Source organism: Mesorhizobium sp. M1406 (assembly GCF_040317555.1).
GTDB lineage: Bacteria > Pseudomonadota > Alphaproteobacteria > Rhizobiales > Rhizobiaceae > Mesorhizobium.
This window is the reverse complement of record NZ_JAMYKW010000002.1, coordinates 262006-282319: the sequence shown is the minus strand read 5'-3', so window position 1 is coordinate 282319 and position 20314 is coordinate 262006. Positions and strand designations below refer to the sequence as shown.

The window sequence follows — 20314 nt, the reverse complement described above, 5'->3', positions numbered from 1 at the left end:
CGCCGACCAACCGGCCTGCGACCTCTGTGGTTCACAACTGGGAGGAGAAAAACATGGCGGAGAAACTGCATCCGAAAATCGACAATGGCTTGCCCAGGGAAAGCGCGAGCTTTGCCGGCGGCACGCTGGTCTGTGCCTGCACCAGCAATCCGGTGAAGGTTCGGGTCAAGGGCCAGATCGCCCACAATCACGCCTGCGGCTGCACCAAATGCTGGAAGCCGGAAGGCGCCCTGTTCTCGGTCGTGGCGGTTGCCGGTACGAGCGACGTGACCGTGACCGAAAACGGCGACAAGCTGAAGGTGGTCGATCCGAGCGCGCTGATTCAGCGCCATGCCTGCACCGGCTGCGGTGTTCACCTGCACGGACCGGTCGAGCGCGACCACGCGTTCAAGGGCCTGTCCTTCATCCATCCCGAGCGCTTCGAGGAGGACGGCTGGTCGCCGCCTAGCTTCACCGCCTTCGTCTCGTCGATCATCGAGTCCGGTGTCGACCCGAGCCGCATGGACGGCATCCGCACGCAACTGAAGCAGATCGGTCTCGAACCCTATGACTGCCTCAACCCCGGCTTGATGGATTATATCGCCACCTGGACGGCGAAGAAGTCCGGCGCCTTGCCGGCTTAGCAACCGATCGGATTGTATCCATGGGGCCGGACGAAATCGTCTGGCCCCATGCTCATTGGAACCAGCGATGCCCATACCTGCCATCTACGTCGATGCCGACGCCTGCCCGGTCAAGGCCGAGGTCGAAAAGGTCGCCGAGCGCCATGGCGTTGTCGTCACCTACGTCTCCAATGGGGGCTTGCGCCCTTCCCGCGACTCGATGATCCGCAACGTCGTTGTGTCCAAGGGCGCCGATGCCGCCGACGACTGGATCGTCGACAATGCGCGGACCAACGACATCGTGATCACCGCGGACATTCCGCTGGCCGCCCGCGCGGTGGCGCTCGGCGCGCATGTGCTCGGGCCGACCGGACGTCCCTTCACGCCGGAAACGATCGGCATGGCGGTGGCGATGCGCGACCTCAAACAGCACCTGCGAGAGACCGGCGAGAGCAAGGGCTACAACGCCAGCTTCGCCCCACAGGACCGTTCGCGCTTTCTCGGCGAACTCGACCGCATCTTGCGGCGGGCGCTTAAATCCGTCACACCGCAATAGAAACCGAGCGCCATTCCAAGGTTGGAACCGCCATGGCTGCCGAAACCCCGACGAAGTCTCCCTTGCAGCGCCACATGCTGTTCGCGGTGTCGGCCTGCTTCGGCGTCGTGGCGCTTGCCGTGGCGTTGCTGCTTCATGCTTCGCTCGCCTATTCGATCGGCGCCAACGCATTCTTTGCCGCCTACGTCAGTCTTGTCGTTGCCCATATGCCAAAATTCACCGGCAGATATCTGAGCAAGAATGCGCGCGCCACCGACCAGCCGGTGCTGGTCATCTTCGCCGTGACGCTTGTCGTCGTCGGCGTTGCCACCTTCTCGCTGTTCCAACTGATCAATCAGAAAGGCAGCGCCCATCCCATCGAACTCATCTTCGCGCTGCTCTCAATCCCGCTCGGCTGGTTCACCATCCATGCCATGGCGGCGCTCCACTATGCCCATGTCTACTGGATGGACGGCGATGCGGTCGACGCCGAGACCAAGAAGAATATCCCCGTAGGCGGACTGCTGTTTCCGGGCGACAAACGGCCGGAAGGCTGGGATTTCCTCTACTTCTCGACGGTTATCGGCATGACGGCACAAACCGCCGACACCAACATCACGACCACGCATATGCGACGTGTCGTGCTTATCCATTCGATCCTTTCGTTCTTCTTCAATACAGTCATCGTCGCCGCCGCCGTCAATCTCGCCATCAATCTACGCTAGTCGTAATAAATCCGTGATCGGATGAAACATTGGTTTGGATCGCGACGTATCAGGAGGACAATGAACGCGCAGGCCACGCCGTGAGGCCCGGAGACGAGACAAGATGGAATCCGTTGCCAGAAGCCAATCCGCCGCCGATCCCGGTGCTTCGGCGTCGAACGAAAAACCGCTGATCTACCGGCAGTCGCGCTGGACGCGGCTGACGCATTGGCTCTGGGCCATCTCGCTGTTCTTCATGCTGCTGTCCGGCCTGCAGATCTTCAATGCCCGCCCGCAGCTCTATATCGGCAAGGAGTCAGGCTTCGGCTACAACAATACGATCTTCGCCATCGGTGCCGAAAACACCGACGCCGGACCGCGTGGCTACACCGAGATCTTCGGCAAACGCTTCGACACCACAGGCGTACTCGGCTGGTCGGGGCCGGCGGGCCAGGAGACATCCCGCGCCTTTCCAGCCTGGGCGACCATACCGTCCCATTATGACCTCGGCACCGCCCGCGTCATCCACTTCTTCTTTGCCTGGATACTGACTACGACCTTGATCGTCTGGCTGGTCGCCAGCACTGTGAACGGCCATCTGCGCCGCGATCTCACGCCACGCCTCGATGATCTCAAGCGCCTGCCGCGGGACATCGTCGACCACGCGAAACTCAAATTCCATCATACGCGGGAATACAACACGCTGCAGAAGATGGCCTATGGCGGCGTGCTGTTCGTGCTGTTGCCGCTTATGATCATCACCGGCCTGGCGATGTCACCAAGCATGAATTCAGTGCTGCCGTATCTCAACGATCTGCTCGGTGGCCGGCAGACGGCACGCACCATCCATTTCACCGTCATGGTGCTGCTGGTCGCCTTCTTCGTCGTTCATATCCTGATGATCCTCGCCGCCGGCCCGATAAACGAACTGCGTTCGATCATCACCGGCTGGTACCGCACCGATCCATCCGCACAGGACGACAAGACAACCGAGAGGAGTGCGTGACATGGCGAAGTTTGAGATCAGTCGCCGCAAATTCCTGACGGGTGCCAGTCTCGGCGCCTCCGGTATCATGCTGTCGGGCTGCGATGCCTTCGACAGCCAGTTGAGCGTTGGCAGCGGCTTGCGCGGTTTTCTCGAAAACGCCAATGACCTGACATACCGGGCACAGCGCCTGCTTGCCGGACATGACGCCCTGGCGCCGGAATTCACCGAAGCCGACATCCGCCAGCCGCAGCGGCCGAACGGTGTCACCGCTCCCGATGATGATGTCTACAAAGGCCTGCTCGCCAACAACTTCGCCGACTGGCGGCTGGAAGTTTCAGGCCTGGTCGAAAAGCCGCTGTCGCTCAGCCGTGAGCAATTGATGAACATGCCGAGCCGCACCCAGATCACGCGCCATGACTGTGTCGAAGGCTGGAGCTGCATCGCCAAATGGACCGGCACGCCGCTGTCACTGGTGCTGGACCAGGCGATGGTCAAGCCGCAGGCACGCTACGTCATGTTCCATTGCCTCGACACGATCGACCGCGGCCTCTCCGGAGACATCAAATATTACGGCAGCATCGACCTGATCGATGCCCATCACCCGCAGACGATCCTCGCTTATGGCGTGAACGGCAAGCCGCTGCCGGTCGAGAACGGCGCGCCGCTGCGCGTTCGTGTGGAACGCCAGCTCGGCTATAAGATGCCGAAATATCTCTATAAGATCGAGCTGGTCGACGGCTTCGCCACTATCGGCGGCGGCAGGGGCGGCTATTGGGAAGACAATGGCTACGACTGGTACGGCGGGATATGAACCGCACACCGCAAGCGCCTCGGCTTGAAATGACCGCGCTTACAGCGAGCGGCGAAACAGCTCGCCTTTTCCGGCAATCTGCTCGCTAATGCCGCCAAGTCGCAGCATATGCCAGGCAAGTGCATGATTGCTCGATGTGACCGGTTTCTTCAGCTCCTTCTCGACCTCCTCGATGACCCGGGCAACGCGCATGCTGGTGCAGGAAACGAACACGGCCTCGCAGTCGCTCGACGCGCCGATCTCCAAAATGGCCTGCTTGACCGATGCCGGCGTGATGCGCGCAACGACATTGTCGTCCGCTTCGTTGAAGGAGCCCATGACCGGAATATCCCTCCCCCGCGCCATCAGCGATGCCCGTAGCGAGTGATTGATTTTCGCGAGGTAAGGGGTGAGCAGCGCGATCCGCGAGACGCCCAGGGCCTTCAGCGCGGCCCGCGCCGCCGTCACCGGGTTGGTCACTTGCACGCCCGGCAGCACCTCGTGAACGCGCGCGGCAACCTTGTCTTCACCAATGACAAGCGCTCCCGACGTGCAGGCAAAGCCGATCACATCGAACTTGACGTCGGGCAACAGGCCGACCGTTGCGGGGATGACGGCCGACATCTTCATCAGGTTTTCCGGCGTGATCTCGACATCGCTGTAAAGACGAGCCTCGTACAGCGCGATGTCGTTCGCGGGCAGCGCGTAGCGGAATTCATCCTCGATGGTCTGGTCGGTCCGCAGCACGAGCAGGCCGAGATTGGCGCGGGTGCCGATACCGTCGTCGGTCTTGAAGGGAATGTGTTCCTTGTCGAGGACAAGCGCGTTGTCGGCGCGGGTACCCGGGGCGTCCATGGTACAGTCCCCCTTTCCTGATCCCAATCAGAATTGTCGACAATAGAAACGGCAACAATGCCAGAGGTGTCAAGGGCTCCGCGCAGATTTGGCACCAGGAAATGCTTGCATTATGCGTTTGAGTGGACCGCTTGTCCATGCGCCGTTGACAAGGACCGGCGTCTTCCTATTGAATTGTCGACAATAGAACGACAGCCATTCGGGACGGCAATGCGCGTATTGATCTTGGGCGGGGGCGTGGTCGGGATCACCACGGCCTATCAGTTGCAAAAGGACGGCCACGCCGTCACCGTTATCGAGCAGGCACCGCGGGTGGCCGAGGGCGCAAGCTGGGCAAATGCCGGCATGATCGCGCCCGGCCACTCCTTCGTCTGGTCATCGCCGTCCGCCCCCAAAACCCTGCTGAAGTCGCTTTTCCTGAAAGACCAGGCGCTTCGTTTCAAACTCTCCGCCGACCCGCATCTCTACAGCTGGTCGCTGCGCTTCCTCATGCAATGCACGGCCGCCAGGGCGCGCCGCAACACCCTCCTCAAACATCGGCTTGCGGTCCATTCCCAATCGGTCCTGCAGGCGGTCGTCAGGGAGGAGGCGATCCGATACGACAGGACGTCGGCCGGCATTCTTTACTTCCACCGCAGCCGTCAGGCGCTCGACAAGGGCGTCGCCAACATGCGACTGCTGGAAGCCGACGGCCAGGAGATCCGCATTGTCGACGCGCGGGAAATCGTTCACCGCGAGCCGGCGCTGGCTTCGTCGCGCGGCAGCATTGCCGGCGGCATATTGTGTCCGACCGACGAAACCGGCGATGCCGCCAAGTTCACGCGCGCGCTGGCGGCCATCGTCGAAACGAGGGGCGGCAAGATCCTGACCGGCACCAGGATCGTCGGGATCGAACGCAGAAACGACGCGATTGCCCGGATCGTCACCGACAAGCGAGAGTTTCTGGCCGACGCCTACGTTCTGTGTTTGGGCGCGGAGAGCCCGATCCTCGCCCGCAAGATCGGCCTTGGTCTGCCGATCTATCCGGTCAAGGGATATTCGCTGACCATTCCAATCGTCGACCCGGCCCTGGCTCCAAAACTTCCCGTTATCGACGAGCACAATCTCGTTGCCATCACGCCGATGGGCGATCGCATCCGCGTCACCGCCACCGCGGAGTTCGCGGGCTATGATCGCAGCCACAAACCCTCGGATTTCGCCTTCATGAAGCGCGTGACGCAGGACCTGTTCCCGCGCGGCATCGCCTATGACCGCGCCGAAATGCGGGCCTGCCTGAGACCGATGACGCCCGACAACCTGCCGGTCCTTGGCCTGCGCAACATCAAAAACCTCTGGCTGAACACCGGCCACGGCCACATCGGCTGGACCATGGCGCATGGCTCGGCCCGCATCGTCGCCGACCTGATCGCCGGCCGGGCCGCGCCGATCGCCCTCGATGGTATCCTTCCCACACAGGCCCGGTTCAGCGAACCGAGTGCCGCAAAGGCTTGACGGACATCATGCTCCGATCCACCAGGCAAACCAACCAGGACAACAGCGCGGCGTTGGCACCGAAGCCGATCAAGACCGGCCCGCGTGTCTATGAAGAGATCCGTCGCATGGCGATGGACTATCGCTTCAAGCCGAACGAACGCATCAACGAAGTGGCGCTTGCCGCGAAGCTGAATGTCAGCCGCAGCCCGATCCGGGAGGCCCTCCAGCGGCTGGTCACGGAGGAACTCATCACCTTCCAGACCAATCGCGGCTTCTTTTGCCGCGGCTTCGATGTCGACGAGATCGTCAATCTTTCCGACGTGCGGGCCGTGCTCGAGGAGCGCTCCGTCAGGCTGGCGATTGAGCGCGCAACCAATGAGGAACTCGCCGCGCTCGTCGACTGGTGGGCGCTCACCATGGCGCGCGCCGACTCATTTTCCAGCGCCGAACTGACCGCCAGGGACGAGGAATTTCACATCCGCATCGCCAGGCTGTCGGGCAATCCCGAACTGGCGCGCATGCTCGAAGGCATCAACACGCGCATCCATTTCGTTCGCAAGATCGAAGTGGAGAAGCACCGGCGACTGTCGACGACCTACACCGAACACAGCGAGATCGCCCGAGCCATGGTGACCCGCGATGCCGACAGGGCCGCCAGGCTGATGCATGACCACATCGCCATCAGTGTCGCCGATGCCATGTCGACCGTGAGGGAAGGCCTCGCCCGGATATACATCGACGCCGACCAGATCTGATCAGGCAACCCAGATCTGATCATGCGACCCTTGACCGGTCAGGCAACCTTGTCGAGCAGCGGCCTCAGCACCGGATGGATTTCCGGCGAGGCGTGCTTGATCAGCGTCAGCAGCGCGCGTTCATTCTCGTACAGAGGCCGGTCCACGCCGATATGCTCGACCAGCCAGCCGGCTTCGCCGGCATCGATCGTCTCGGCGCGGCGCGCCAGGGCCTCGGCCGCCCTGTTCTTGGCTTCCCACTCCGCTTCGATGTCATCAGGGGACCGATAGGCCTCCATGATGCCGGCAAGGCCGCCGGAGACCATCCGGCTGAAGAAGCCGCCGATTTCCGGATCGGCGTGTTCGAGGAAGGCATCACGGCGTAGTGCCACATCGCGCGTCGGCGCTTCATAACCGGCGGAACACATGACGAAATTGGCGATCGCCTTGACGAACAGCTCGTTCCAGGACGGATCGTTGCTGGCTTGGGCGGTCCGCTCGTTGATCTTGAACAGCACCTCTGCCTCGGCGCGCGTGATGGCAATGTTGCCGTCGCCACCGTGGGCGTGGAGGATACGGCGCAGCAACTCGACCTCCGCCTTGGCGATCAGCCCGGGAACCAGTGCGCCGCCGAGCATCAGCGGCCCCTTGCCGTCGATGACCGCGTGGGCGACCTGTTGCAGCGCATAGACGCAAAGCTGGCCCGGTGACGATCTCGCCGCTTCCAGCACGTGCACCAGCAATTCGAGTTCGGTCCGGCTGTCGACCATCCCGTCGCGCGAGATCGTGCGGATCAGCCAGTCGGCATTGTCCTGCGAGATATAGCCCGACGGCTTTTCCTGGTGGACGATGTAGTCGGTGACCGCCTCGATGAAGAAAAGCGGCCATTCCGGGCATTTGTCCTTCGGCGTGGCATCGAGCGCGAACAGTGCCTCGGCCTCGCCGCGCGTCACCACACCGTCGCCGAACACCTCATGGCGCAACATCGCCACGTCCTCCGCGGCGATGCGGCTTTTCGAGGTCAGCCCGGCCACCGGCGCACTCATGATCAATTCGCCCATTTGTCGTCCCCGTCCGCCGCCGTCCAATGCCGGCCCCAAAGCGTCATGGCCGCCAACATATCAGCAGTGTCTTGAAAAACCGGCAAACGGCGTGGTTAGCGAAGGCTTGTCGGCCAATGCATGTCGCCCAAAAGTGTGCCGCGGTTTTGGGCGAACGACAGGCATCAAAACAAGGATCTAAAGCGCATCGCCAGCGCGACGCGCTTTAGATGTCGCTGACAGGTGACAAGCAGTCGCGCACAAGCTATGGATGGCGCGTCGAGGACTCAGGGTCTGAGTCCTACCTGTTTGCGGGAGAGAGCAGCGAAAGCTGACGCCGAAGGGGAAATCGCCCGAAATCTCTCAGGCAAAAGAACCGTAGACGGGAAAGACACTCTGGAAAGTCGGGGCTTGCCCCCGCGCCGAAGGTGTAAGCGCCGCTGACAGAGTTCCGGCTGCGCAAGTCTCTCAGGCTTCAGACAGAGGGGCACGGACTGGTCGCCATTCGCGACCGATTGCGTGCGACTCTGGAGATGACATGACGGGCGACGACACAAAACACCTTCCCCTCGAAGATATCCATGTGGCCGCAGGTGCGCGCTTTGGCGCCTTTGCCGGTTGGTCGATGCCGCTGACCTATCCGGCCGGCGTCATGAAGGAACACCTTCACACCCGCGAACAGGCCGGCCTGTTCGACATCTCGCATATGAAACTGTTCGAGGTCAGCGGGCCGGAAGCGGTTGCGTTGCTCAACCGCGCCTGCCCGCTGGACGCCGGCGCGCTCGAAATCTCGCAATCCAAACTGTCTTTCTTCCTCAACGAAGCCGGCGGCATCCTGGACGATCTGATCGTCACCAGGCTGGGCGATATCAGGTTCATGGTGGTCGCCAACGCCGGCAACGCCGTCGCCGACGAAAAGCATTTGCGTGCGCTTGCCGCGGATTTCGACGTCAGGGTCGAGCCGCTCGACCGCGTCTTCCTTGCCATCCAGGGTCCTGAAGCGTGGGCGGCCCTTTCCCGCGCCGGCATCGAGACCGGCTCGCTGCTGTTCATGCATGGGGTCGAACCGAGGAAGAACTGGTTCATGAGCCGCTCCGGTTATACCGGCGAGGACGGTTTTGAAATCGGCCTGCCGGAGGCCGATGCGCGCGATCTCGTTGCGAAGCTGCTCGGCGATGAACGCGTGCTGTGGATCGGGCTGGCCGCCCGCGACAGCCTGCGGCTGGAAGCAGGGCTCTGCCTGCACGGCCAGGACATCACGCCGGAGACCGACCCGGCCAGCGCCGCACTGATGTGGGCGATCCCGAAGGAGATCCGGGCCACCGGCGCTTTCATCGGCGCCGATGCGCTGCGCGCCGCCGTGGAACGGGGACCCGCGCAGAAGCGGGTCGGGCTGAAGCCGGAAGGCCGCCAGCCGGTGCGCGCCGGTGCCGCGCTCTTTGACGCCGACGGCAAGCCCGCCGGCCATGTCACGTCAGGCGGCTTCGGCCCGTCAGCCGGCCATCCGGTCGCCATGGGCTATGTCACGGCATCACTGGCCAAGCCCGGAACACGGGTTTTCGCCGATGTTCGCGGCACGAAGATCCCCGTCGATATCAGCTCCCTGCCCTTCAGACCGCATCGCTACCGCAAAGGATGATTTCAATGGCAACGACCTATTTCACATCAGATCACGAATGGCTCCGCGTCGAGGGCGGCATCGCCACTGTCGGCATCACCGACTACGCGCAGGAGCAACTCGGCGATCTCGTCTTCGTCGAACTGCCGGAGATCGGAAAGAAGCTGAGCAAGGGCGATACCGCCGTCGTCGTCGAATCCGTCAAGGCGGCATCCGATGTCTATGCGCCGGTCGATGGCGAGATCACCGAAGCCAACGGCACGCTGTCGTCGGATCCATCACTGGTCAATTCGGCAGCAACCGGGGCCGGCTGGCTTTGGAAGATGAAGCTTGCCGACGAAAGCCAGCTCGCCAGCCTCATGGATGAGGCCGCCTACAAAGCTCGTATCGGCTGATATCAGGACGTATTGACATGACCGCAGCACTCACTCCCTTCTCGGCCCGCCATATCGGTCCTGATGTCAACGATGTCAGAGCCATGCTTGCCGTGATCGGCGTTCCGTCCGTCGAGACGCTGATCAGTCAGGCAGTGCCGCAGTCGATCCGCCTTGACTCGCCGCTGACCCTGCCCGCGCCGGCCAGCGAAGCGGAGGCGCTGGCCGAATTGTCGGCGACCATGGCCAAGAATACGGTGCTGAAGAGCTTCATCGGCGCCGGCTATCACGGCGTCCATGTGCCGCCGGTGATCCAGCGCAACCTGTTCGAGAATCCGGCCTGGTATACGGCCTACACGCCCTATCAGGCCGAGATCAGCCAGGGCAGGCTCGAGATGCTGTTCAACTTCCAGACGCTGGTCACTGAACTGACCGGCCTGCCGGTGGCATCGGCCTCCTTGCTCGATGAAGCGACCGCGGTCGCCGAAGCCGTCGGCATCGCCTTGCGCCACCACCGCGACAAGCGCACCAAGATCGCATTTGCCGGCACGCCGCATCCGCAGACGCTGGACGTGGTGCGCACCCGCGCCGAGCCGCTCGGCATTGAGATCAATGGCGACACGATCGACGACAACACCGCCGCCCTGCTCGTCTCCTGGCCGGATACGTTTGGCGTCTATGGCGATCACAAGGCAGCCATCGAAAAGGCCCGGGTGACCGGTGCCATCGTCGTCTTCATCGCCGACCCGCTCGGCCTGACGCTGACCGACGCGCCGGCCAAGCTCGGCGCCGACATTGCCGTCGGCCCGATGCAGCGTTTTGGCGTGCCGATGGGCTTTGGCGGGCCGCACGCCGCCTATTGCGCCGTCTCCGACAGACTGACGCGGCTGATGCCCGGCCGCCTGGTCGGCCAATCCACCGATAGCAAAGGCCGGCCCGGCTACCGGCTTGCCTTGCAGACACGCGAGCAGCATATCCGCCGCGACAAGGCGACATCCAACATCTGCACCGCGCAGGCGCTGCTTGCCAACATGGCGACCGCCTATGTCATCTGGCACGGCCCCGCCGGGCTGCAGGGGATTGCCGGGCGTATCCACGCGCTGGCCAATCGTCTGGCAAGCGGCCTCGAAGCGGCAGGCGTGTCGGTGATCGGCGCCAGCCGTTTCGACACGGTGACGGTGGAGACCAAGGGCAAGGCGGCGCAGATCGCCACCGCGGCTGAAAAGACCGGCCGGCTGCTGCGCGTCATCGATGCCGACCATGTCGGCATCAGCTTCGACGAAACCTCGACCGATGTCGATCTCGAGGCGATCGCGGCCCTGTTCGGCGCCAAGGCGGGTTCCTCAGCGGGCAGCACGGTGCCCGGCAAGCCGCGCGGCAAGGAGTTTCTGACCCAGCCTGTTTTCCACGAAAACAAGTCGGAAACCGAGATGATGCGCTTCCTGCGCCGGCTGGCCGACAAGGACCTGGCGCTGGACCGCGCCATGATCCCGCTCGGATCCTGCACCATGAAGCTCAACGCGGCGGCGGAAATGATGCCGGTAAGCTGGCCTGAAATCGCCAATTTGCATCCCTTCGCGCCGGCAAGCCATTCGGCCGGCTATCGCGCCATGATCGACGAACTGGAAGGATGGCTGTCGGAGATCACCGGCTTCGACGCCGTTAGCCTGCAGCCCAATGCCGGCAGCCAGGGCGAGTATGCCGGCCTGCTCGCAATCCGCGCCTATCATCGCTCGCGCGGCGAAGGCCATCGCACCGTCTGCCTGATTCCTTCCTCCGCGCATGGCACCAATCCGGCGAGCGCGGCGATGGCCGGCATGAGCGTTGTCGTCGTGCGCTGCCTGGAGGACGGCAATATCGACATGGACGATATGAGGGCCAAGGCCAACGAGCATTCCAAGAATCTCGCGGCGCTGATGTTCACCTACCCCTCGACGCATGGCGTCTACGAGGAAGGTGCACGCCACCTCTGCGCCCTTATCCACGAGCATGGCGGCCAGGTCTATTTCGATGGTGCCAACCTCAACGCCCTGGTCGCCTTGGCGCGGCCCGCCGATATCGGCGCCGACGTCTGTCATATGAACCTGCACAAGACTTTCTGCATCCCTCATGGCGGCGGTGGCCCGGGCATCGGCCCGATCGGCGTCAAGGCGCATCTGGAGCCCTATCTGCCGGGACATGTCACCGAGGGTTCCGCGCACGCCGTGTCGGCCGCGCCGTTCGGCAGCGCCTCGATCCTGCCGATCACCTGGATGTACATTCGCATGATGGGCGCCTCCGGCCTGAAGCAGGCGACCGAGACCGCCATCATCTCGGCCAATTACGTGGCGACACGCCTCGCGCCGCACTTCCCACTTCTCTACAAGGGTAGGCACGATCGCATCGCGCATGAATGCATCCTCGACACCCGCGTGCTCAAGGACAGCGCCGGCATCAGCGTCGACGACGTCGCCAAGCGCCTGATCGACTACGGCTTCCACGCGCCGACAATGTCGTTCCCGGTCGCCGGCACGCTGATGGTCGAACCGACCGAGTCCGAGCCCAAGCGGGAACTCGACCGCTTCTGCGAGGCTATGATCGCCATATCAGGCGAGGCAGCGAAAGTCGCCAGGGGCGAATGGCCTTTGGCCGACAATCCGCTGGTCAACGCGCCGCACACCGCCGCCGAGGTGCTGGCCGGCCAGTGGACCCATCCCTACTCGCGCCTGGAGGCGGCCTATCCCGCCGGCGACGCCGACACGGCAGCCAAGTACTGGCCACCTGTCTCACGCATCGACAATGTCGCCGGCGACCGCAACCTGGTCTGCTCGTGCCCGCCCCTGTCGGACTATCTGGGCGCGGCGGAATAGCCCTCAGACTACGCTGAGCGCAAGGCCGGCTTGATCGGATCGGCCTCGCCCATCCGGTTGCGGCTGACGACGCAATTTCGACCGGCGTGCTTGGCGGCGTAGAGCGCCGTATCGGCCTCGGTCAGCACCTTATCGAGGCTGCTGCCGTCGGCCTCGCCAAAGCCGAGGCCGCCGCTGACCGTGCTGCGCAACTTGCCGAGTTGGGTGGCGACGATCTCGGTGCCGAAGGCCACACAGATCTTGCTGGCGAGATCATGGGCCTTCTCTTCCGTCATTCGCGACATGACGACGGCGAATTCCTCGCCGCCCAGGCGAAAGGCGTCGACACCCGTCCTGGCATATTTCTTGATCACCGCGGCGAAGCGGCACAAAACCTGGTCCCCGACCGGGTGACCATAGACATCGTTCGTCCGCTTGAAATGATCGAGGTCGAACATGACGACGGACATGAACGGACCGAAACTCCGCTCGCCGTAGAGCGACGTCAACGCCCGGCGGTTCAACAAACCCGTTAGCGGGTCGGTCATGGTCTCGGCCTTCAGCTCGATCTGTGCCTGCAGATGGTGGAGGGAGAGCGTCAAGGCGCCGAGTCCGGTCATGCAGGCCACCGCCACGACGGAATTCAATCGTTCTGCCCAATTGTCTGGCGCGACCGCCAGCGTCCATTGCCCCTTGGTCAGCAGAACCGCGCCACAAAGCGCGAACGACACCGCGCAGGTGCCGCTCAGAAACGAAACCACAAGCAGGATGCGGCGATCGTGACTGCCGTTGATCCAGAACATGGCGCCGATCGCCGACAGCAGCGCCGTCACCGTGATGTAGGTGACGATGAAGCCGACGCCGTCAAGGCCCAGGAACGTCACCACGGCACAGACAGCCATGGCGGCAAGCGACGGTGCAACGGCACGTCTGTAGCCGGGCACGCCCAGATATTGCATGGCTGACACACAGAGGATCAGGAACCCCAGAGTGAGCAGCGCAAGCACGATCTGGCAAAGCAGCGGATCGGGATCCTTGGTGCATCGCCAGAACAGGATCACATGCGCGACGAGCATCAGAATGCCGCATGCCGCCGTCAGGACGAAGCCCGCCTTGGGCGCGGTGAACCAGATCGCGAACATGGTGACGCTAAGGCAGATGCCCGACAGCGCGGCTGCGAGCAGGAGCGAACTGAAGTCCAGCATATCGGGCGAAGGCCTCTCCAGCGTAGGCGGGTTGCGCTGCATTCTAGGTCAGCGGCAGCCGTCAGATACGAGTTTTCAGCCGATCTTTCGACGCAACCTGCCGATAGGGTTTACAAAGCGTCGATGCCCTGTGTCCCGAAACCGGACCCAAGACGCAACGGCCAGATCAGCCCTTGTTCAGCAAGGCGAGGTTGGCGTTGACGACGGTGGGATCCGCCATGCCCGCCTTCGCCTCGAGCAGCAGCGCCTTGGCCTTCTTGCGATTGCCGCGCAGCAGTTGCGAATAGCCCATGTTGTTGACGATCTGCGGCTTGCGGCCGGCGACTTTCAAAAGCTGGGCGTAGGCGCGGTCGGCGAAGTCGAAGCGGCCGAGTTCATCATAGGAAGCGGCGAGCCCCATCCAGGCCTCGGCATTGTCCGCCTTCAACTCGACGGCCTTGCGGAAGTGCTTTTCGGCGAGGCCGTAATTGGCGTCGCGAAACTGCGCCTTGCCTTGCGCCAGATCGGACGTGTCGATGTTCTTTGCCGCCGGTGGGATCGCGGTGGTCTTGGTGGTGTCGACGCCGCCCGTCGTGCAGCCAGACATCATCAAGACGGCCGCCATAGCGGCCATTGCCGTGAAGTTATTGTGACGCATGCCCCTGCCTCATCGCCCGATTTGCCGGGTCGTTCTCAAGGAAACACGCTACATTAGCGGCGATTAAACTTCGGTGCCGAAACGCCGCTAAAATTTGGTTTCGGGCACACCAGCCATTAACCACGAAGGCTTTCACGGCTCCAAGGCTTTGAGCCCCTCGGGAAACTGGTATCGACTGCCGTCATAGCGCAGCCGGTAGGCGCGCTTCACGGACTTGCCGGGATGAGACTGGCACTCGCCATTCTCGTCGACGGACGGATTGTCCGTATCCGCCCGCTCGGCCACGGTGATGTCGTGATAGCCACGGTGGCTTGCCGGGCTCATAGCCAGGCTGACCTGGCTCGACTCAAAGGATCCCGCGCAATTGGTATCGCCTTCGCCGCCAAAGCCGGCCACGACGAAGCCGTCGAGCACCACGCGCAAGGCATCGCCGGCGAGCGCATAGAGCCGCAGGTCGGTTTCCCTGAAGGGGTTGGGCTGCGAATGGCTTGCCATTTCGATGCGCAGGCCGAAGGCGCTGACATCGAACGCCAGCCTATAGCGGCCGGTATCGAATTCGATCTTGCGGATGGCGATGGCATCGTCGGCTATCAGCCCGGGCTGGAGCAGGCGCTGGCGCACCTGCAGGCTGTTCCTGTCGACGACCAGAAGCTCGATATCGCCGACATGCCCGTCGTCGCGGGACTGGGCGCTGTCGATCAGCGGCACCGCGACCAACAGCAGGTCGTCATGGGCGGGCCAGATCTTGCAGACCAGGCCAAATGGCGTGTCGCTATCCGGACGCGTCAGGGCGATGCTGATATGGGGTTCGAGCGTGTACGAGCCGCCGTCGGCGCTCTTTTGAGCCTTGGGATAGGCCTGCCGCACCAAGGCGGAAGCATCGCCGCAGTCGTCGGCCGCAGCCCATGCGGGCGGCGAACTGGCCGTGGTAAGGCCGACGAAGAGAAAGAGAGTGCGCAACAGCATTCGCATGGGGTTCTCACGTCGCAGGGCCGAGTTCGGGCAGAATAACGGGTTGTCAGCCCCTTACTAGGACTTTCGTGGGCGCTGCTAATGCGCCGTCATTTTGACGATGACTGGAATGGCCGCGATCATCAACACCACCGGCAGGATGCATACCACCACCGGCACCGACATCTTGGCCGGCAAGGCGTGCGCCTTTTCCTCGGCCAGCGACATGCGCTTGTGGCGCATGTCGTCGGAAAACACGCGCAGCGCGCCCGACAGGCTGGTGCCGAGTTCCTTGGACTGTTGCAGCAGCGTGGCGAAGGAACGCACCTCGTCCAGGCTGAGGCGATCGGCGAGTGCCTTCAGCGCATCGTCAAGGCTGCGACCGGCCCTCAGCTCCAGCGACACCAGCTGCAGGTTCTGGCTGAGCGCGGGGTAGGTCTTGGCGAGTTCCCTGGAGACGCGCTCGATGCCGGCCTCCATGCTCATGCCGGCATCCGAGCAGACGATCATCAGGTCCATGAAATCGGGAAAGCCGTTGCGGTACTCACGCCTGCGTTCCCGCACTTTCTGGCTCAGCACCAGGCCGGGCAGGAAATAGCCGGCCGCTCCTGACAGGATGACGAATGTCCAGCGGCTGGCCATCGTCGCGTCCGGGCTGGCCATCCAGCGGTTGAGCACAAAGACGCCGATTGCCGTGCCGATCATAGCGGTGAACCGGATCAGGAAGAATGTGCCGACAGCGCGCGGCTCCATATATCCCGCCTGGATGAGCTTCATGCGCAGCCGGGCGACATTTTCCGGATCGCTCTTGGCGTAGAATTCCTGTGCCCTCTTCACCGCCTTCTCGCGCACGACGCCGGTATTCTTCTTCTGCGCAGGTTCGGATTTCGCGGCCACGGGACCGTCATCGACCTTGAGCCGGCGCTTGACCTCGTTGCGATCGCCCTTCGCCGCCATCATCGGCCAGGCAACGGCGGCAGCGCCCGCGGCCAGCAGCAGGATGGCCACCGGCATCAACGAGGTCGGCGCGAGCGAGGCGAGGAATTCGATGAAGCCCTGCATGTCAGAACTTGAAATTCGACATCTTGAACATCATCCAATTGCCCAGCATCAGCCAGGTGATCGAGCCACCCATCAGGTACCATGTCTTTGGCTCGTCCCAGACGTCGCGGTAGAATCCCGGCATCAGCGCCATGATGGCGGTAAACAGCAACACCGGGACCGCCGTCAGGATGTAGGCCGACATTCGGCCTTCTGTCGCAATGGCGCGCACCTTGCGGCGTAGCTTGCCACGCTCGCGGATCGTCGTCGCCAGGCCGTCTAGGATCTCGCGCAGATTGCCGCCCGAACTGGTCTGGATCGAGACGGCGGTGACGAACAGCGGCAGATCCTCCTGGCCGACCCGGTCGAACAGCGAGTTCAATGCCGAAACCAGATCGGAACCGTAGGTCACTTCGTCTGCGATGACGCCGAATTCGGTGCCGATCGGGTCGGGCATCTCGCGCGCCACCATGGCGATCGCCACCGGCACCGGATGGCCAGCCTTCAGGCCGCGCGTGATCAGTTCCAATGCTTCCGGCAATTGCATGCCGAACCGCTTCACCCGGCGCTTGCGCTTGAAACGCAACGTCAGCACCGGCAGCACCGGCACAAGCACCACGAACAGGACAAGCCCCATCAGCGGCGGCAAGCCGTACCAGATGGCGACCAAGGCCATGGCCATCGCCACGCCGCAGGTGATCATCAGGAATTTCGACAGCGGCATGATCATGCCCGACTGGGTTCGCAGAGCGCGGAACCGGTCCGGCGAAAACAGCGGCGTGCCCGCGTCAAGGCCGCGCTCCTTGCGCAGTTGCACAAGCACCTGCTCCTGGCTGATCTTGTTTTCCTGCAGCTTCATGCGCCGGTTGATGGCGGTGCGCTTGTCGCTGCGGCCTGCATAAAGCAGGTAGCAGGCCTCGGCGATCAGGATGCCGGTCAGCGCCGCCGCGGCATAGACGACATAAATCGCGCTGAGTCCGTCGAACACTTGGCTACTCCTGCGGCCGGCCGGGTTCGAAATATCGTCCGGGGAACTCGATGCCCATGGCGCGCAGATCCTCGAGGAATCGCGGCCGGATGCCAGTCGCCTCATAGTGGCCGAGGATCTTGCCGTCTGCCTCCATGCCGGTGCGCACGAAGCGGAAGATCTCCTGCATCTGGATGACGTCGCCTTCCATGCCCGTCACCTCGGCGACACTGGTCACCTTGCGCTTGCCGTCGGACAGGCGCGTCAGCTGGACGATGAGGTCGAGCGCGCTGGCGATCTGGCTGCGGATCGACTGCACCGTCATCGGCATGCCGGTCATGCCAAGCATCTGCTCAAGCCGCGAAATGGCGTCGCGCGGCGTATTGGCATGGATAGTCGCCATCGAGCCTTCGTGGCCGGTGTTCATCGCCTGCAGCATGTCGAAGGCCTCCTCGCCGCGGCACTCGCCGAGGATGACGCGGTCGGGACGCATGCGCAGCGCGTTCTTGACCAGGTCGCGCTGCTTCAGCTCGCCATGGCCTTCGATGTTGGCGGGGCGCGTCTCCATGCGCGCGACATGCGGTTGCTGCAGCTGGAGCTCGGCCGCGTCCTCGATGGTGATCAGGCGCTCATCTTCCGGAATGAAGGCCGACAGGGCATTGAGCATGGTCGTCTTGCCGGTGCCGGTGCCGCCCGAAATGATCGTCGTCTTGCGGGCATGCACGGCCGCCGCCAGCACCTCGGCCATGTTCTGTGTGATGGCACCGAATTCGACCAGCTTGTGCAGGCCGAGCTTGTTCTTGGAGAATTTGCGGATCGACACCAGCGGTCCGTCGACCGCCACCGGGCGGATGGCCGCGTTGAAACGCGAGCCGTCCAGCATGCGCGCATCGACCATCGGCTGCGATTCGTCGACGCGGCGCCCGACCGCGGCAACGATCTTGTTGACGATGCGCAAGAGATGCGCCTCGTCCTTGAATGGAATGTGGACCGGCTGCAGCTTGCCCCTCTTTTCGACAAAGCAGTTCAGGTGGCCGTTGATCAGGATGTCGTTGATGTCGGGGTCCTTGAGCAGCGGCTCGAGCGGACCGAGACCGACCATCTCGTCGACGATGTCGTCAACCAGCGCGTCAAGCTCGACGGTGTTGATCGCCATGCGCTCCTGTTTGGTCTTTTCCGACACGAAATCATACACTTGCCGGCGCATCTCATCCTTGGGCAAACGCTCCAGCGCGACAAGATTGATCTCCTCGAGCAGCAGCCTGTGGATACGAACGCGCGCATCGAGCACCTTGTTGGCATTCTTTGCCGGCGCTGCTTCAGGCTTGGCCGGCAACGCCTTTCGGCTCGTCGGAATGACGACGGCATGATGGGCGACCGGCATCGGCTCAGGCGCGCGCTGCGGACGTGAATCGCGGTTCTGCAGGGTGGAAAAGCGGCTGGTCATCCGGCCTTCCTCTTCAACAATCCACGGCCCATGCCAAACAGCGAGCGCGATTTCGCTCGGGTTGGGATTGCCTCCTCCGGCAGGATGATCTTCTTCAAATCGTTGATGACATTGGCGTTCGGATCGATCTCGTGCAACGGCACGCCGCGATCGACCGCCTCGCGCACCAGCCGGTAGTTGTTGGCGATGCCACCGACGAAATGCTCGCCGAGGATTTCCTGGACGTCCGCCTGCTTGATGCCGTTGTCGAACATCTTCTGTTCGAAGCGATTGACGATGACGTTCGGCTTCACTTCCTTGCCGGCGGTCTCGTAGACCGCCTGGATCAGCCGCTGCGTATGGCGCAGGCACGGCACCGTCATCTCGGCGACGATGTAGAGCTTGTTGGAACCGAGCAGCACGGTCTCCGTCCATGGAAACCAGGTGCGCGGCATGTCGATGACGACATTGTCGAAATAGGCCGAGACGAGATCGAGCATGCGCACCACGACATCGGTCTTGAACGAGCGCATTTCCGATGGATGCGTGGGGGCAGCCAGCACGCAGAGCCCGCTGGCGTGTTTTGACAGCATCACGTCGAGCAGTTGGCGGTCGAGGCGTTCGGGCTGGTTTTCGATCTCGGTGATGTCGAAGCGCGGTTCGAGGTCGAGATATTCGGCACAGGCGCCCTGCTGGAAATTGAGGTCGACCACGCAAGTCGACGCGCCGCGCGTCACCGAATGATGCAGTTGGAAGGCGGTTTGTAGCGCCAGCGTCGTGGTGCCGACGCCGCCTGCTGCCGGCATGAAGGTGTAGATCTGCGACTCGGTGTTTTCCTCGCGCCCGGGGCCCTGCAGCGCACGCACCACGGAGCGCACGAGATCGGCGGTAGTGATCGGCTTGACCAGGAAATCCGCGACCTTGAGCTGCACCAGAATGCGCACCGCGGCCGCGTTGAACTCCTGCGTGACGACGACGACCGGCACCTTGTCCTCCAGCCGGCGCATGATGCGCTGCAGCGACTCGACCTCCTCCAGTCTCGCCGCATCCATGTCGACGATGATGGCACCGAAGTCGGCTTCCTGAATCTCGCCGCGCAGCTCGACGACATTCTTCTCCACTGTCGAGAGCTGGATGATCTCGGAGGCCGCGAACGCGGTCCGCGTGTCCTGCACGAAGGTCCTGTCGGTCGATACGAGCAGGATCTTCCTGGTCTTGATGCCGTTTGCCATTCTCTCAGCCTGTCAGGTCGCCCGTTGACCAGTTGCCCGTTGAATCAGTTGCTCGTGGTGGACTGCGACGCTTTCGCACCGGCCGCCTGATCGGGGGTGACCGCCGCCGCGCTGCCTCTCTGGGCGGGCACCAGAAGTCTGGTGTTCTGGACCCCATATTTCCAGGGATCGACCATCTGCATGACAGTGTTGGCGGCTTGCGCCTCGCCTGCGCCGGTCGTCGGCCCCTCGCTGCGCACGTAGTCGTCGCTGGTGCAGCCGGCGGCAAGGCTGGCCAGCAGCAAGGCGATACTCGATCTCAAGACCAGACGCAT

General features: G+C 63.0%; 20 protein-coding genes and 1 riboswitch. Of the genes, 10 read left to right on the top strand and 10 right to left on the bottom strand.

All coding sequences use genetic code 11. From position 1 onward, the window contains the following. The first annotated feature begins 53 nt into the window (after positions 1-53). The 5 genes from gfa to NKH03_RS03895 all read left to right on the top strand — a co-directional run bounded on the left by gfa (position 54) and on the right by NKH03_RS03895 (position 3640). The gene (gfa, locus tag NKH03_RS03915) at positions 54-623 is read left to right on the top strand and encodes an S-(hydroxymethyl)glutathione synthase (RefSeq protein WP_352967209.1); all 570 of its coding nucleotides are present in this window, start codon (positions 54-56) and stop codon (positions 621-623) included. A 67-nt stretch (positions 624-690) separates the two neighbouring features. Continuing rightward, entirely contained in the window at positions 691-1158 is a 468-nt protein-coding gene (locus NKH03_RS03910) for a YaiI/YqxD family protein (RefSeq protein ID WP_352872198.1), read from the top strand. A gap of 32 nt (positions 1159-1190) precedes the next feature. Then, entirely contained in the window at positions 1191-1862 is a 672-nt protein-coding gene (locus NKH03_RS03905) for a DUF1345 domain-containing protein (protein ID WP_352872197.1), read from the top strand. A gap of 103 nt (positions 1863-1965) precedes the next feature. Next, positions 1966-2847, top strand: coding sequence for a cytochrome b/b6 domain-containing protein (locus NKH03_RS03900; protein ID WP_352967197.1), 882 nt, complete (start codon positions 1966-1968; stop codon positions 2845-2847). A 1-nt stretch (position 2848) separates the two neighbouring features. After that, positions 2849-3640, top strand: a complete 792-nt coding sequence (locus NKH03_RS03895; RefSeq protein WP_352967195.1) for a molybdopterin-binding protein — start codon at positions 2849-2851, stop codon at positions 3638-3640. 39 nt (positions 3641-3679) lie between these two features. Here NKH03_RS03895 and NKH03_RS03890 read toward each other — a convergent pair whose 3' ends face one another. After that, entirely contained in the window at positions 3680-4474 is a 795-nt protein-coding gene (locus NKH03_RS03890; RefSeq protein ID WP_352967194.1) for a maleate cis-trans isomerase family protein, read from the bottom strand. Positions 4475-4684: 210 nt separating this feature from the next. On the opposite strand from NKH03_RS03890, the gene NKH03_RS03885 reads away from it, so the two are divergent. Then, positions 4685-5965: a D-amino acid dehydrogenase gene (locus tag NKH03_RS03885; protein WP_352967193.1), complete on the top strand. Its 1281-nt coding sequence runs from the start codon at positions 4685-4687 to the stop codon at positions 5963-5965. A gap of 8 nt (positions 5966-5973) precedes the next feature. Further along, positions 5974-6702 (top strand): GntR family transcriptional regulator, encoded by a 729-nt coding sequence (locus NKH03_RS03880; protein ID WP_352967192.1) that lies wholly within the window; start codon positions 5974-5976, stop codon positions 6700-6702. A gap of 38 nt (positions 6703-6740) precedes the next feature. Here NKH03_RS03880 and NKH03_RS03875 read toward each other — a convergent pair whose 3' ends face one another. Then, complete coding sequence (locus NKH03_RS03875; RefSeq protein ID WP_352967190.1) at positions 6741-7742, bottom strand: hypothetical protein; 1002 nt, start codon at positions 7740-7742, stop codon at positions 6741-6743. 281 nt (positions 7743-8023) lie between these two features. Then, a riboswitch (glycine riboswitch) is annotated at positions 8024-8110 on the top strand. A gap of 149 nt (positions 8111-8259) precedes the next feature. On the opposite strand from NKH03_RS03875, the gene gcvT reads away from it, so the two are divergent. The 3 genes from gcvT to gcvP are packed head-to-tail and all read left to right on the top strand — an operon-like array spanning position 8260 to position 12562. Then, on the top strand, positions 8260-9360 hold the full coding sequence (gcvT, locus tag NKH03_RS03870; protein ID WP_352967189.1) for a glycine cleavage system aminomethyltransferase GcvT: 1101 nt from the start codon (positions 8260-8262) through the stop codon (positions 9358-9360). 5 nt (positions 9361-9365) lie between these two features. Continuing rightward, on the top strand, positions 9366-9734 hold the full coding sequence (gene gcvH / locus NKH03_RS03865; RefSeq protein ID WP_352872186.1) for a glycine cleavage system protein GcvH: 369 nt from the start codon (positions 9366-9368) through the stop codon (positions 9732-9734). Between the two features lie 17 nt (positions 9735-9751). Beyond that, complete coding sequence (gcvP, locus tag NKH03_RS03860; RefSeq protein ID WP_352967188.1) at positions 9752-12562, top strand: aminomethyl-transferring glycine dehydrogenase; 2811 nt, start codon at positions 9752-9754, stop codon at positions 12560-12562. Positions 12563-12570: 8 nt separating this feature from the next. Here the strand turns inward: gcvP and NKH03_RS03855 are convergent, their stop codons facing one another. From NKH03_RS03855 to NKH03_RS03820, 8 genes are all read right to left on the bottom strand, one after another. Then, complete coding sequence (locus NKH03_RS03855; RefSeq protein WP_352967186.1) at positions 12571-13746, bottom strand: GGDEF domain-containing protein; 1176 nt, start codon at positions 13744-13746, stop codon at positions 12571-12573. Positions 13747-13912: 166 nt separating this feature from the next. After that, the gene (locus NKH03_RS03850; protein ID WP_352967185.1) at positions 13913-14383 is read right to left on the bottom strand and encodes a hypothetical protein; all 471 of its coding nucleotides are present in this window, start codon (positions 14381-14383) and stop codon (positions 13913-13915) included. Between the two features lie 132 nt (positions 14384-14515). Then, on the bottom strand, positions 14516-15355 hold the full coding sequence (locus tag NKH03_RS03845; protein ID WP_352967184.1) for a PA3715 family protein: 840 nt from the start codon (positions 15353-15355) through the stop codon (positions 14516-14518). A gap of 78 nt (positions 15356-15433) precedes the next feature. After that, the gene (locus NKH03_RS03840) at positions 15434-16396 is read right to left on the bottom strand and encodes a type II secretion system F family protein (protein WP_352872181.1); all 963 of its coding nucleotides are present in this window, start codon (positions 16394-16396) and stop codon (positions 15434-15436) included. Position 16397: 1 nt separating this feature from the next. Continuing rightward, a complete protein-coding gene (locus NKH03_RS03835) occupies positions 16398-17363 on the bottom strand; it encodes a type II secretion system F family protein (protein WP_352967183.1) in 966 nt (321 codons plus the stop codon). A 4-nt stretch (positions 17364-17367) separates the two neighbouring features. Next, positions 17368-18789 (bottom strand): TadA family conjugal transfer-associated ATPase, encoded by a 1422-nt coding sequence (locus tag NKH03_RS03830; protein ID WP_352967182.1) that lies wholly within the window; start codon positions 18787-18789, stop codon positions 17368-17370. Next, positions 18786-20000: a CpaE/TadZ family protein gene (locus NKH03_RS03825; RefSeq protein ID WP_352879617.1), complete on the bottom strand. Its 1215-nt coding sequence runs from the start codon at positions 19998-20000 to the stop codon at positions 18786-18788. Before NKH03_RS03825 ends, NKH03_RS03830 begins: the two co-directional genes overlap by 4 nt. 44 nt (positions 20001-20044) lie before the next feature. After that, entirely contained in the window at positions 20045-20314 is a 270-nt protein-coding gene (locus NKH03_RS03820; RefSeq protein WP_352967181.1) for a hypothetical protein, read from the bottom strand.